8 protein-coding genes are annotated in these 13,139 nt (G+C 64.6%); 4 read left to right on the top strand and 4 right to left on the bottom strand.

Features of this window, described 5'->3' with window-relative positions:
* Positions 1–69 precede the first annotated feature (69 nt).
* On the bottom strand, positions 70–306 hold the full coding sequence (locus tag FJQ89_RS21095; protein ID WP_141171583.1) for a hypothetical protein: 237 nt from the start codon (positions 304–306) through the stop codon (positions 70–72).
* Between the two features lie 210 nt (positions 307–516).
* On the opposite strand from FJQ89_RS21095, the gene FJQ89_RS21090 reads away from it, so the two are divergent.
* Positions 517–891, top strand: a complete 375-nt coding sequence (locus tag FJQ89_RS21090; RefSeq protein ID WP_141171582.1) for a hypothetical protein — start codon at positions 517–519, stop codon at positions 889–891.
* On the opposite strand, the gene FJQ89_RS21085 is transcribed toward FJQ89_RS21090, so the two are convergent.
* A complete protein-coding gene (locus FJQ89_RS21085) occupies positions 892–3,897 on the bottom strand; it encodes a sensor domain-containing diguanylate cyclase (RefSeq protein WP_243136164.1) in 3,006 nt (1,001 codons plus the stop codon).
* A gap of 299 nt (positions 3,898–4,196) precedes the next feature.
* Between FJQ89_RS21085 and FJQ89_RS21080 the strand changes: the two genes are divergently transcribed.
* Positions 4,197–4,880, top strand: a complete 684-nt coding sequence (locus FJQ89_RS21080; RefSeq protein WP_205704515.1) for a helix-turn-helix domain-containing protein — start codon at positions 4,197–4,199, stop codon at positions 4,878–4,880.
* Here FJQ89_RS21080 and FJQ89_RS21075 read toward each other — a convergent pair.
* Both FJQ89_RS21075 and queC read right to left on the bottom strand, forming a co-directional pair.
* Complete coding sequence (locus tag FJQ89_RS21075; RefSeq protein WP_141171581.1) at positions 4,864–5,769, bottom strand: sterol desaturase family protein; 906 nt, start codon at positions 5,767–5,769, stop codon at positions 4,864–4,866. The genes FJQ89_RS21080 and FJQ89_RS21075 overlap by 17 nt on opposite strands.
* An 83-nt stretch (positions 5,770–5,852) precedes the next feature.
* Positions 5,853–6,578 (bottom strand): 7-cyano-7-deazaguanine synthase QueC, encoded by a 726-nt coding sequence (gene queC / locus FJQ89_RS21070; protein WP_141171580.1) that lies wholly within the window; start codon positions 6,576–6,578, stop codon positions 5,853–5,855.
* 223 nt (positions 6,579–6,801) lie between these two features.
* On the opposite strand from queC, the gene FJQ89_RS21065 reads away from it, so the two are divergent.
* Together FJQ89_RS21065 and FJQ89_RS21060 are read left to right on the top strand one after the other, a co-directional pair.
* On the top strand, positions 6,802–8,709 hold the full coding sequence (locus FJQ89_RS21065) for an autotransporter assembly complex protein TamA (protein ID WP_141171579.1): 1,908 nt from the start codon (positions 6,802–6,804) through the stop codon (positions 8,707–8,709).
* Complete coding sequence (locus FJQ89_RS21060) at positions 8,709–13,133, top strand: translocation/assembly module TamB domain-containing protein (protein WP_141171578.1); 4,425 nt, start codon at positions 8,709–8,711, stop codon at positions 13,131–13,133. The genes FJQ89_RS21065 and FJQ89_RS21060 overlap by 1 nt, the downstream gene beginning before the upstream one ends.
* Positions 13,134–13,139 lie beyond the last annotated feature (6 nt).

Raw genomic sequence — 13,139 nt, 5'->3', positions numbered from 1 at the left:
CCAAAGCCCGCGACGCGGGCTTTTTTTACGGCAGCCATCACATGGACCGCGACGACGCAGACATGCGCTTCAGCACATGGACATGGCAGGCCGGTTAGGCCAGGTCAGCGGCGGACCGGGCGGCACCCAGCGCGGGTCGATGGCTGGCAGTGGCGCATGGTAATTAAAGGGATTGATGATGATCGGCGGTATCGCCGATGGCGCGCCGACGGGTTCGGCGCAGGACTGCGGGGCGCTACGCTGGCGCGTGCTTCGATGGTGGGAAAGGGATAGCGATTGATCCCCGGTATCTGCAAACAAAAGCATGTTGCCCTCCTTGCGAGACTGAGGTGTTCAGTATAGGACGGCTTACGCATATTACAAGAAAAGAAATCTTGTTACAGATCAGTGTTTACTGCCCGTACAGACCTCCCATACCGTGAAAATGACGGCCTGTCGCACGCCGCTGGCGGCCAGCCCGGCGTGCCCCTACAGTGTGATCATGCAACACCCCATCCCCACACACTGAGGCTTATCATGAAAAAATTACTCACCTTCGTCCTCATCGTCATGCTGGCCTGCCTGTTCCTCGACAAGGTCGGCGGCAGCGACATGCACATGCAATTCCACGGCGACGATGTCGACGGTCCGCTGGAATGGCTGTTCGGCCTGGTGTTTGCCGGTGGCGGTTTGCTGGTCGCTGCCATTGCGCTGGTGTGCGCCGCCGTCGTCACGGGCGTGGTGCTGGCGGGAGTGGGCGTGGTGCTGATCGCCGTGCTGGCACTCTGCGTGGTACTGGTGCTGGCGCTGAGCACGCCCGTGCTGCTGCCCCTGTTGATTCCCGTCGCCATCGTCTGGCTGATCGTCAGCCGCAAGCACAAGCAGGCACAAGCGCACCAGCACAGCCTGTAATCACTGCGCCATGAACTTGCTGAGCACGCCGTCGCTGCCGCCATCATTCTGTTCAATGCGGTTGCGCCCGCCCCGCTTGGCCCGGTACAGCGCCTCGTCGGCGCGCGCCAGCACGGCGTCGCAATCGGCATCCGTGCCGGCCATGGCGGCCATGCCGATGCTCACCGTGATGGTGATCAGGATGCCGCCATCGGTGGTCAGCGAACTTTCCGCCACGCGCCGGCGCAAGCGTTCGGCAAACACGGCTGCCGCCGCCAGGTCGGTGCCCGGTAGCAAGATGGCGAATTCTTCGCCACCCACGCGGCCTGGCACGTCGACCTTGCGCAGCGCCTGGCACATCAGCGCGCCCAGGTGGCGCAGCACGGTATCACCCACGGCGTGGCCATACTCGTCGTTGACGCGCTTGAAGTGATCGATATCGAGCATCAACACGCTGGCGCAGCTGGCCAGTTCACGCTGCAGCCGTGCATGCTCGTTTTCCAGTGCCGCCATGAAGTGGCGCCGGTTCGGCAAGCCCGTCAAAAAATCGGTGGTCGCCAGTTGCAGCAATTCCGCGTTCATGCGCTTGCGCTCGGTGATATCGAGCGAGGACACCATGACGAAGTCCAGGCTGTCGGTATGGCCGGGCATCACCAGCAAGCTCAGCTCATTTTGCCGCGCCGCGCCATCGAGACGCACGAAGCTGCTCTCGCACTCGTACAGGTGGGCACCGCTGGCCAGCGCCAGCAGCGCATCGCCGAAACGGGGCAAGGCGCTGGCATCGAAATTCTGCGCCAGGCCCAGCGCGCCGCGCCGCTGGTCGCTCTCGTTGGCACGCACCTGCGCCAGCGCGGCGCCGTTCGCATCGATGATGCGCACCAGCCCCGCCAGCCGCTGCAGCGCGTCCGGATTGGCCTGGAAGTGGGCACCCAGGTCGCGCACGCCCGCTTGTTCGAGCGCATCGAGCGCGGCGCGCACGGCCGACCAGTCCTGTTCCCACAGGGCCACGGGCGCATGGTCATACAGGCTGCGAAAACGCGCTTCGCCGGCGCGCAGAGCCAGCGCCACCTGCGCCTGTTCGATGGCCATGCCGGCCAGGTGCGCCGCCTCGCTCAGCCGCGCCAGATGCGCCGCGCCCGGCAAGGTAGGCTGGCGGTGATACGCCATCAGCACACCGAGCAACTTGCCCGAGCCGCCACGCACGGGCTCGGCCCAGCACGATTGCAGCTGGGCCCGCCACGCCAGTTCCATCGTCTCTTGCACATCGGCAACGGCATGCAGGTCGCCCACGATCACGCGCTGGCCGTCGCGCAGCGCTTGCGCGGCGATGCCATGCACGCCCTGCAGGGTATCGAGGTCATGGCCATGGCTGGCCACGTTGAAAAACGCGGGCAAGCTGGGCGCCGCGCCCAGCACCAGGCGGTGGCGATTTTCATCGAGCAACAAGATGCTGCACAGCATGGCGGGATGGTCGGCTTGCACGCTCAGCACCACGCTTTCCAGCACCCGCTCCAGCGGCGCGCCCGTGGCCAGCATTTCCAGCACTTGCCGCCGCGTGTGCTCGCGCCGTTCCATCTGGCTGCGCTCGCTGATATCGCGGAAGGTCCACAAGCGTGCCTGTTCATTGCCCAGCTGCATGCTGCGCACGTATTGCTCGACCACCCGTCCATCGCGCAGGTGCAGCACGTCGCGCCGCTCGCGGTGGCCATGTGGCGCGTGGGCGCGTGCTCCCAGGAAAGGCGCCGCCTGCTCCAACTGGCTTTCCACATGGCGTACCAGTGCCGTGCCGTCCGCCTGCCAGTCGAGCGCGTCGGGCACTTGCCACAGGTCGCGGAAGCGCCGGTTCGAGGTGAAGATGCGGCCGTTGACGTTGTCGACCAAAATGCCGTCGATGGTCGAATCGAGGATGCTGCGCAGCATGGCCTGGCTGCGCTGCGCCGCCTCGGCCATCGCCAGCACACTGGCCTGGCCCTGCTCCAGCTGGTCCGTCAACTGGCTCGAACGCGCCAGCGCCGCCTGGGCGCGGGTGCGGCCCGCCGCCAGCAGCCAGGCCGCCAGCGCCAGCACGATGCTGGCCAATATACCGGTCCAGGCCACCAGGCGGGGCCGCGCCAGCAGCTCGCCATCGAAACCCGGCATGGCGCGCACGCGCAAGGTCCAGGTATGGCCGGCGATGCTGACCGCCTGCTGCGACACCAGGCTGTCCGACCCGGCCGCCGCCAGCATGTCCGGCAAGCTGTCATACATCAGGGCCGCCTCAGTCTGTTGCACCCCATCATAGATTTCCAGGTCCAGCTGGCGCGCCCCCTCGCCGCCCACGCCCGCCATCAGGTCGACCATGCGAAACGGCGCAAACACCCAGGCGCGCAAGGCGGCGCGGCGCTGCGCCACGCTGGCACGCGGCAAGCCATTGTCATACACGGGCAGCACGACCAGGAAACCATGCGCCTGGGCGCTGCCGCCATCTTGCACCAGCTGGATCTTGCCCGTCATGGCCGCTTGCCCCGTGTCGCGCGCCTGTTCGAGCGCGGCGCGGCGCACGGGTTCCGACCAGATGTCATAGCCGAACGCCAGCAAGTTGCTTTCGCTTAAAGGTTCCAGATAAGTGATGGGCGCATGCCAGGCGCGCTGGCCCGGCGGACGCACGGCATAGCCGGGATAGCCCTCCGCGCGCACGCTCGCTTCATGCCGCGCCAGCCCGGCACCGGGCAACAACGGCAGGTAGCCGATGCCGTGGATGCCGGGAAAATGCCGGTCCACCTGCTGCACCGACAGGTAGGCATGGAATTCGCTGCGCGTGACGTCTTGCGAACTGGCATACATTCCCTGCACGCCGTGCAGCACCTGGATGTAGGTCTGCATGCGCACGACAATGTTGCCCACCAGTTCGCGCACGCGGAAGGCAAAATCGGCCTGTACCTGCTGTTCGTTGGCGTCGTGGGCATTGCGCCAGGCACCATACGTCAGCCCCAGGCACAGCGCCAGCACCAGCGCAGCCAGCACGCGCGGCCCCACCCAGTGCGACACTGATCGAGCAAACCAAGACGTAGACGTGCGTGTAGGCATGACAGGCAGACAAGCAGAACGGACATCAAACCGCGACACTGCCAGCAACATGGCTGGCAGCGGGTTGCACGACGACCATCGGTAGTCGATGAGAATGATAGTACGTTACAGCGGGCGCCCTTGCAATGCTGAATATTGTATTAAAAAGACCACATATTTCGTGCATGCAATGATGTGTACTCCAGGAAAATTCGATGCCACGAAAACCATCTCCTCCCGCTGGTATGATCGCCCCGCAATCCATCACTTGGGAGCCGCGTTTGCAGCACGATAGTTGGCAGGGAACACTATGGCTGGCGTCCGACTTTGCCATCTTGCATGGCGCAGCGGGCGCCACGGACAGCCACGCCCATTATGCGCACCAGCTGATGCTGAGCACCGGGGCGCCCTTCACGGCAGAGCTCGACGGCATCGTCCACACGGCGCGACACTTGCTGATCGAAAGCCTGCGCCCGCACTCCATCGTGGCCGTGCCGGCTTTCATGCTGACAATCTATGCGGAACCGCAGCGTCTGAGCGGCGCGGCCTTGCTGGCGGCCGCCAACAGCGCAGGCGCGCCCAAGCTCGACAGCCTGGCCGCCGCGCTGCAGGCACAACCGAGGGAAATCCTGGCCGACGCGCGCGTGCAGCGCGCGCTGGACCAGGTCGATGCGCTGCTGTCGGGCAAGGTCAGCGCGGCCGCCGTGGCCGAAGCGGCGCATTTGTCGCTGAGCCAGCTGGAACGGCTGTTCAGCGCCCAGCTGGGACTGCCCGTACGGCGCCTGGTGCTGTGGCGCCGCTTGCGCCTGGCCATCCGTTTCATATTGCTCGGCGGTACATTGACGGATGCGGCCCACGGCGCCGGTTTTGCCGATGCGGCGCATTTTTCGCGCACCATGCGCAGCCTGTTCGGCGTGCGCGCCGACCGCAGCTTGCGCCAGTTGCAGGTCACGCTTCTCGACTGAGACCCTGGCGCAAACCGGCCGGCAGCGCGGGCGCGCGCACGCCCTCTTCCGCGCGGAACGGTTCCAGCAACTGCGCCCCATACGCAAGCGGGTAATCGGGCCGGCTGCCGATACCCAGGTCTTCGCCACGCATGCGGTAATCCGGCGCGTCGAAGCAGGTGCCCAGCAGGCGGTCCCAGCACGTAAAAAACAGACCGAAATTCACGTCGCCGGCCGTACCGTATTTCATGTGGTGGAAACGGTGCAGCGGCGCCCAGGCAAACACGCGGCGCAGCGGCCCCATGCGCATGTCGACATTCGCGTGTTGCAGCAACAGCTGGATCGCCACGGCAAACGCCAGCACGGCCATGAGCGGCTCCGGGATGCCCAGCAACAGCAAGGGCAGCATGCCGCCCGCCGCTTCCAGCAACAGATGCAGCGGGTGTTTCATCCAGCCATTCAAACCGTACAGGCGCTGCACGCTGTGGTGCACGGCATGCAGTTTCCACAGAAAGTAATAACGGTGGCTCAGGTAATGCACCAGGGTAATGCCGCAGTCGGCGATGAGGATGGCCAGCAGCAGTTGCAGCCAGAATGGCAGCTGGACTGGCCAGAACGGCCCCAGCGCCAGATGGCCAGCCAGCAGGGGGAAAGCAGCCAGGCCCAGCAGGTACAGCGCCTCGTTGACGAGCGCGTGCAGCACGTCGCGCCAGCCGTCGCCGTGCGCATGGTTCCACGCGCCATCGTATGGCAGATAGCGTTCAGCAAGAAAAGAGGTGAGCAGAGCCAGCAGCAGCAAGGGCGGCAATACCCAGAGGGAATGTTGGCGAACCGCAATTAACCAGGCGGCGGCGCCGATGAAGCCGGCCCAGAACACGGGGCCGTACAGCGCGGCAAAGAGGGATTTCATGGCAAGACGCTCCTGTGGCAAAAACCACAGCATGGCTTGTCCCCCCGCCGCGCCGCTTGAAGAAACGGCGCAACCTGTTTACTTTACTTCAGGGCCGGTTTCGCTGCCTTCCTCGCCGCGTACTGCTGGTAGCCATTTGCGCGCAGGGCACAGGCGGGGCAAGTGCCGCAGCCATAGCCCCAGTCGTGCAATTGCCCCCGCTCACCCAGGTAGCACGTATGCGTGCCGCTGCGGATCAGGTCGACCAGCGGCTGACCGCCCAGGTCTTGCGCCAGGTCCCAGCTTTGCGCCTTGTCCAGCCACATCAGCGGTGTTTCCAGCTTCAGGCGCGTATTCATGCCCAGGTTCAGCGCCACTTGCAGGGCCTTCATCGTGTCGTCACGGCAATCCGGGTAGCCGGAAAAATCCGTCTCGCACATGCCGCCTACCAGCACCGTCAAGCCGCGGCGATACGCCACGGTGGCGGCCACCGTCATGAACAGCAAATTGCGTCCAGGCACGAAGGTGTTCGGCAAGCCGTTTTCCTGCATGACGATCTCGACGTTCTGCGTCATGGCCGTATCGGAAATGGCGGCAATCAGGGACAGGTCGATCATGTGATCCTGGCCCAGGCGGCTGTCCCACTCGGGCGATTGCTGGCGCATCTGTTCGAGCACGCCGGGACGCACGGTCAGCTCGATCGCATGGCGCTGTCCATAGTCAAAGCCGATGGTTTCCACGCGGCTATAGTGCTTCAAGGCCCAGGCCAGGCAGGTGGTGGAATCTTGTCCACCGCTAAAGAGCACCAGTGCGGAGTCCGTTGCTAGCATAATTTCTTTCTTTTCAGTTTTACTCTGTTGCAATCGTGCGCGGGGAAACGTGATTCCCAGCGCAAAAAATACTTATTCGTCCGCCATCAGTTTACCTATTCCGGTAACATGCAGTCAGCATTTACTCATCTGGAGCACCATGTTTTCTGCACGACCCATACGGCATACGGCTGCCGGCAAGGCGATACGACCACGAATTTTGGCACAAGTAGTGACAAAAGTAATGGGGCAACTGACATTGGCGGCCGCCGGCAGTGTCATCTTGATATGCCCGATCGCCGAAGCCCGCGCGCAGGAAGGTGCGCAAGAACGCACGCAAGATGCCGTTGCGGACAGCCCCGCCACGGAAGCGGCACCGGCGCCGCTGCAGTACGAGGTCAAGGTCAACGCGCCGGGCGACCTCGATGAATTGCTGGAAAAAAACCTGGACCTGGAACGCTTCCGCGGCAACCCGCGCATGGACCGCGAACAATTGCAGCGCCTCGTGCGCGATACGCCTGAGCAAGCCAAAAACCTCATCGCCACGGCCGGCTACTACACGCCCGTCGTCACGGTGCGCATCGATACGACGGGCGCCAAACCCGTCGTCATCGTCGACGTCGACCCGGGCGAACCGGTGACCATCGACAAGGTCGAGCTGGAATTGCGCGGCTTCGACCCCACGCCGCCGCTGGCCGCGTCCGAACCCTTCGACACGGAAGCCCTGAAGCGCAGCTGGTCGCTGAAATCGGGCAGCGTGTTCCGCCAGGCCGACTGGGAATCGGCCAAGCGCGCGCTGCTGCGCGAAGTGGTGCAGACGCGCTACCCGCGCGCCCAGCTGGTCGACACGCAAGCCGTGGTCGATCCGGAAACGCACAAGGTGTCCTTGCTGGTGGTGCTCGACAGCGGCCCCGAGCTGCGCTTTGGCGAGCTGCGCATCGAAGGCCTGAAGCGCTACGATGCCAGCATCATCCGCAACCTCGACAAGATACGCCCGGGCGACTATTACAGCGAATCGGCGCTGCAATCGTTCCAGGCGCGCCTGCAGGACACGGGCTACTTCGCCAGCGTGGAAGTGAGCGCCGACATGAGCAGCATCCTGGGCGAGCAGATCGAGGCTGGCCAGGAAAGCCAGCAAGCCGAGGCCGAAGGTGCCAGCGCCGGGGCCAAGCCCGTCAACCGCGGCCCCGCGCCGCTGCTGCCGCTGGTCGTGCGCGTGACGGAGAACAAGCAGCAAAACGTCAGCGCCGGTCTCGGTTTCAGTACGAATACGGGCAATCGCGCCCAGCTCAACTATGACAACCTGAACGTGTGGGGCACGCGCTTCAAGAGCGCGATCACCATGGAAACGAAGAAACAGGCGGCGCACGCCAATTTTTACTTTCCAACGACCGAGCGCGGCTACAACGACAGCGCCGGCGCCTCGTTCGAGCGCAGCGACATTTCCAATGAAATCACGGCCGTCACCACCATCTCGGCCAAGCGCAACTGGGGCGGTACCAACCTCGAGCGCAGCCTGACGTTCGAGTTCCTCAGCGAAGACAAGACCGTCGTGGGCCTGGACCAGACGCGCAGCAAGAGCTTGCCCCTGACCTATGCCATCACCAAGCGCAGCCTCGACAGTCTGCTGTTTCCCACCAGGGGCTATGTCATCAATGCCCAGGTGGGCGGCGCCCTGCTGCCCGTGCTGACGGACGAGCGCTTCGTGCGCGTGGCCGGCAAGGCCGTGTATTACCGTCCGCTCGGTGAAAAAGGCGAGCTGATCGTGCGCGGCGAAATGGGCGCGCTCGGTTCGAAGGAAAAACGCGGCGTGCCGGCCGTCTACCTGTTCCGCGCGGGCGGCGACCAGTCGGTGCGCGGCTATGGCTACCAGGAACTGGGCGTGAAGGAAGGCGACGCCACCATCGGCGGGCGCTACATGCTCACCGGCAGCGCCGAATACCAGTACTGGTTCAAGCCGAAATGGGCGATTGCCGCCTTCTATGACGCCGGTAACGCGGCCGACACGGTCAAAGCGGCCATGACGCCGAAATCGGGCTATGGCCTGGGCGGGCGCTACAAGAGCCCCGTCGGCCCCATCAATGTCGACGTGGCGTATGGCCACGCCGTTCAAAAATACCGTTTGCACTTCTCTCTGGGATTCACTTTCTGATGTCCGATATTACTACCGAGTCCCACGACGCCGCGCCGCCACCGCCGGCAAAAAAACCGCGCCGCTGGGTGCGCTACGTACTGATCGCCGTCGCCAGCCTGGCCGTGCTGCTGGGTGGCGCCTTCTGGTTCCTGGGCCGCGAATCGACCTTGCAGATGCTGGTGCAAAAAGTGGCCAGCGCCAGCGGCGGCGACATCGCAGTGTCGGGCGTGTCCGGCTCGCTGTACAACCGCATGCACCTGGGCCACGTCAGCTACCGCAGCAAGACACAGCACATCACGGCCGACAACATCGACATCAACTGGTCGCCGTTCCAGTTCTTCTCGGAAGGTATTGCCATCAGCGAACTCCACGTGGCCAGCCTGTCCGTGGAAAGCACGGCGCCGTCCGAGGAACCATCGACGATGCCAGCCAGCCTGGCCTCGCCGTTCAAGATCGGCATCAGCGACGCGCGCCTGGACAAGGTGACCTTGGTCAGTGCGGGCGGCAACACGGTATTTGAGAAAATCCATTTCACCTTGTCGGGCGACAAGACGCAATGGCAGCTGCAAGACGCCTCGGCGTTGACGCCGTTCGGCCAGGCCACGGCCAGCGCGACGATAGACGCCACGCAGCCGTTCAAATTGTCAGGCAAGGCGGGCTTGACGCAGCTTAATGCCGCCGCCGGCGAAAAACCCGCTGCCCTGGCCCTGCAGCTGGGTGGCGACTTGAACGTGCTGAACGTGACGGCCAAGGGCAGCGCGGGCGCGGCCACGGCCGACGCCCAGCTGGCGCTGGCGCCGTTCGACCCTGTCATCATCCTGCGCTCGGCCAGCATTCGCGGGCGCAACATCAATCCGGGCAAATTCGACGCGACTTTACCGCAGGCGGACCTGAGCCTGGAACTCGATGCCGCCATCGACACCCGGCCGGCCAAGCAAACGGTGTCGGGCAAGCTGGCCATCCTCAACCACGCCACGCCCGGCCCCATCGACCAGCAAAAACTGCCGCTGCGCCAGTTCGAAGCGCGCCTGGGCGGCACCCTGACGGCCACGACGCTAGAGTCGGCCATCATCGATTTCGGCAACGCGGGCAAATTCACGGGTAGCGGCAAGCTCAACCGCGACGCCGTTGATGCGCCCATCGGCAATGCGCAGCTGACCTTGCACACCGACAAGATCGACTTGCAGCATATCTACAGCAGCATCAACAGCACCAAGATCGTCGGCGACATCGTGCTCGACAGCGACGGCAAGACGCAGACCCTGCGCGCCAAGCTCGGTGAAGCCAAGCTGCGCCTGGACGTGGAAGCCACCCTGGCCGACTCGCTGGTGCAACTACGCAAGGCGACCTTGCAAGCAGGCAAAAGCAGCGTCAACGCGACGGGCCAGATCAGCCTGAAGGACGAGCAACCATTCAAGGCCGTGGCCAACGCCAGCCGCCTCAATCCCGCCGACTTCGGCGCCTTCCCCGTGGCCGACCTGAACCTCGACGTGCGCGCCAATGGCCACGTGACCCCCAAGTGGCTGGCGAATGCGGACTTCACCGTACGCCCCAGCAAGCTGCTCGACCAGCCTTTGTCCGGCAAGGGCAAGCTGACGGCCGATGCGGCGCATTTCAGCGGCATCGACGTGCAACTGGCGCTGGGCAAGAATAATCTCACGGCCAAGGGCAACTTTGGCGGCACCGGCGAAAAACTCAACTGGAACGTCGATGCGCGGCAACTGTCCGCCCTGAAAAGCGACTTGCTGGGCGCCGTGCAAGCCAGCGGCGTGGTGCAGGGAACTTTGCAGCAGCCGCGCACGAGCTTTGTTGCCGATGCGAAGGGACTGGGCCTGACCAGCGGCAAGCGCCCTGCGCCCGACAGCGCCATCCACGCCAGCGGCGACGTGGGCTTGACGGGTCCGAAGCAGGAAGCGGAATTGAAAATGACGGGTTCCTTGCAAAAGATTAACCCGGCCGCCTTCGGTGCGACATTACCCAACGGCAACGTGAATGCGGATTTCAACGGCAGCGGCCGCCTGACCAGCGACTGGCAAGTGGCCCTGAACCTGGGTTTGCGCGAATCGACCCTGCAAAACGCGCCGCTGGCCGGTTACGCCAAGCTGTCGGCCAACGCGAAACGCATCGACAGCGTCGATGCGGAACTGCGCCTGGGGCCGAACAGCCTGCTGGCCAAGGGCGCGCTGGGCGGCGCCACCGACAAGCTCACATGGAAACTCGATGCGCCGCAATTGTCGACCCTGGGCCCGCGCTTTGCCGGCGTGCTGCAGGCGGCCGGCTCCGTCTCGGGCAAGATGGACGCGCCCGCCGCGCAACTGACGCTCGATGGCCGTGACCTGACCTTCTTTGGCGACCAGCAATTGAAATCCATCAAGGGCAGCGCCAGCGTGGGCGCCGGCCAGGGCGCGCTTGACCCCATGGTCAGCAGCCTGGAGATTACCGGCTACAGCACGCCCACCTTCAAGCTGGGCAGCGCCCGCCTGAGTACCTCCGGCACGCGCGGCAGCCATACGGTGAACCTGGCGGCGCGCAACGACGCTTTCGACGCCAGCGTGCAAATCAGGGGCAGCCAGAGCGGTGCTGGCTGGACGGGCACCATCGACAGCCTGCAAAACAAGGGCCGCTATGCGCTGGTGCTGCAAGCGCCCGTGCCGGTGAAAGTGGCCGGACCGGCCGGCAGCGGCGTGGCGGGCCTGGGCCAGCCTGAACAGATCAGCGTGGGCAACACCGTCATCAAATTGCCGGCAGGCAGCATCACCATGCAAAGCCTGGTCAAGAATGGTACACGCTGGAGCAGTTCCGGCCAGGCGGCCGGCGTGGCGCTGACCTATCTGGCGCAAGTGATTCCCTCGCTGCAAGCCAATGCGCGCAGCGACCTGACCCTGGGCGCGCAATGGTCGCTCGACATGCAAGTGCCGACGGCGCAACAGAAAGACCCGTCCTTGGCCGGCATGCTGCACATCTACCGCGAAAAAGGCGATGTGACGGTGGGCGTGGAACAGCCGCTGGCGCTGGGACTGCGCACCTTCGATGCCCGCATCGATGTGGCCAACCAGCAACTGCGCCTGGCCGTGAAACTCGATGGCGCGCGCGCGGGCCAGAGCGATATCAATGCCACCGTGCAAATGCTGAACGGGCGTATCGGCAATGACAGCGCCCTTTCGCTGACGGGCACCACCAGCATCGATACACTGGCCTGGCTGGCGCCGCTGACGGGCCAGCCGGGCCTGGAGCTGGGCGGCGCCTTGAAAGTGGCCTTGTCCGGCAGCGGCACCATCGGCGCGCCGCAATTGAATGGCGATATCAACGGCAGCAAGCTGCTGGTGAACTGGGCCGACCAGGGCTTGAAATTGCGCAATGGCGTGCTGCAAGCCAAGCTGGCCGGCGATCAATTGCAATTGCAGCGCCTGAGCTTTGACGGCGGCGATGGCAAGGTGCAGGCAGATGGCTGGGTACGCTTTGCGAATGGCGAAGCGAGCCTGGAACTGAAACTGATGGCCGACCGCCTGCAGGCGCTGTCGCGCCCCGACCGTACCTTGATCCTGTCGGGCAACAGCACCCTGCTGCGCAACGACAAGCGCTTCAGCTTCGAGGGCAAGTTCAAGGCCAACCGCGCGCTGATCGAACTGGCGCCGCAAGATACCCCGACGCAAAGCAGCGACGTGGTGGTGCTGGGCAAGGAAGTCAAGGGCGGCAAGGAAGCGCCGTCACTGCCCCTGAATATCGACCTGGAATTTGACCTGGGCAATGCCTTCCACCTGCGCGGCATGGGACTCGACGCCGACCTGGCCGGCAATGTGCGCGCCCGCGTCATCAACCGCGCCGCGCCGCGCGTGACGGGCAGCATCAAAGTCACCAACGGCCAGTACGCGGCCTACGGGCAGAAGCTGTCGATCGAACGGGGCTTGATCGCCTTCACGGGCGCCTACGACAACCCGTCGCTGAATATCCTGGCCGTGCGCAAGCGTCCCGAGGGCGAAGCCTTGTCGGAAACGAATGTGGAAGCGGGCGTGGAAGTGCGCGGCACGGCGCAGGCGCCGACGGCCAAGCTGGTCTCCACGCCGAGCGTCTCGGACAGCGACAAGCTGGCCTGGCTGATCCTCGGTCACGGCGCGGAAACGGCGGCCGGTGATGAAATGGCCTTGCTGACGACGGCCGCAGGCGCCCTCTTCGGCGGCTCCGGCGGCGGCTTGCAAGGCAAGCTGGCCAATTCGCTGGGACTCGATGAAGTGGGCCTGTCGCAGGCGCAAGGGCTGGAAAGCACCGTCGTCACGGTCGGCAAGCGCCTGTCCTCGCGCGCCTACCTGACGTTCGAGCAGGGCACCAGCACGGCGACGAGCCTGGTGAAACTGCGCTACAAATTGAATCGCCGCATCACCCTGCAATTCCAGACCGGCACGAACAATGCGCTGGACGTGTTGTACACGTGGGCATTTGATTAGAGTGGC

It is taken from the genome of Janthinobacterium tructae (genome assembly GCF_006517255.1).
GTDB lineage: Bacteria > Pseudomonadota > Gammaproteobacteria > Burkholderiales > Burkholderiaceae_D > Janthinobacterium > Janthinobacterium tructae.
The sequence above is the reverse complement of the archived record's forward strand: the minus strand, read 5'-3'. Positions and strand labels throughout refer to the sequence as shown.

What these genes read in the sequence shown, in the direction of transcription:
- FJQ89_RS21095 (WP_141171583.1), bottom strand. Translation starts at nt 306, where the DNA reads ATGCTTTTGTTTGCAGATACCGGGGATCAATCGCTATCCCTTTCCCAC.
- FJQ89_RS21090 (WP_141171582.1), top strand. Translation starts at nt 517, where the DNA reads ATGAAAAAATTACTCACCTTCGTCCTCATCGTCATGCTGGCCTGCCTG.
- FJQ89_RS21075 (WP_141171581.1), bottom strand. Translation starts at nt 5,769, where the DNA reads ATGAAATCCCTCTTTGCCGCGCTGTACGGCCCCGTGTTCTGGGCCGGC.
- queC (WP_141171580.1), bottom strand. Translation starts at nt 6,578, where the DNA reads ATGCTAGCAACGGACTCCGCACTGGTGCTCTTTAGCGGTGGACAAGAT.
- FJQ89_RS21065 (WP_141171579.1), top strand. Translation starts at nt 6,802, where the DNA reads ATGGGGCAACTGACATTGGCGGCCGCCGGCAGTGTCATCTTGATATGC.
- FJQ89_RS21060 (WP_141171578.1), top strand. Translation starts at nt 8,709, where the DNA reads ATGTCCGATATTACTACCGAGTCCCACGACGCCGCGCCGCCACCGCCG.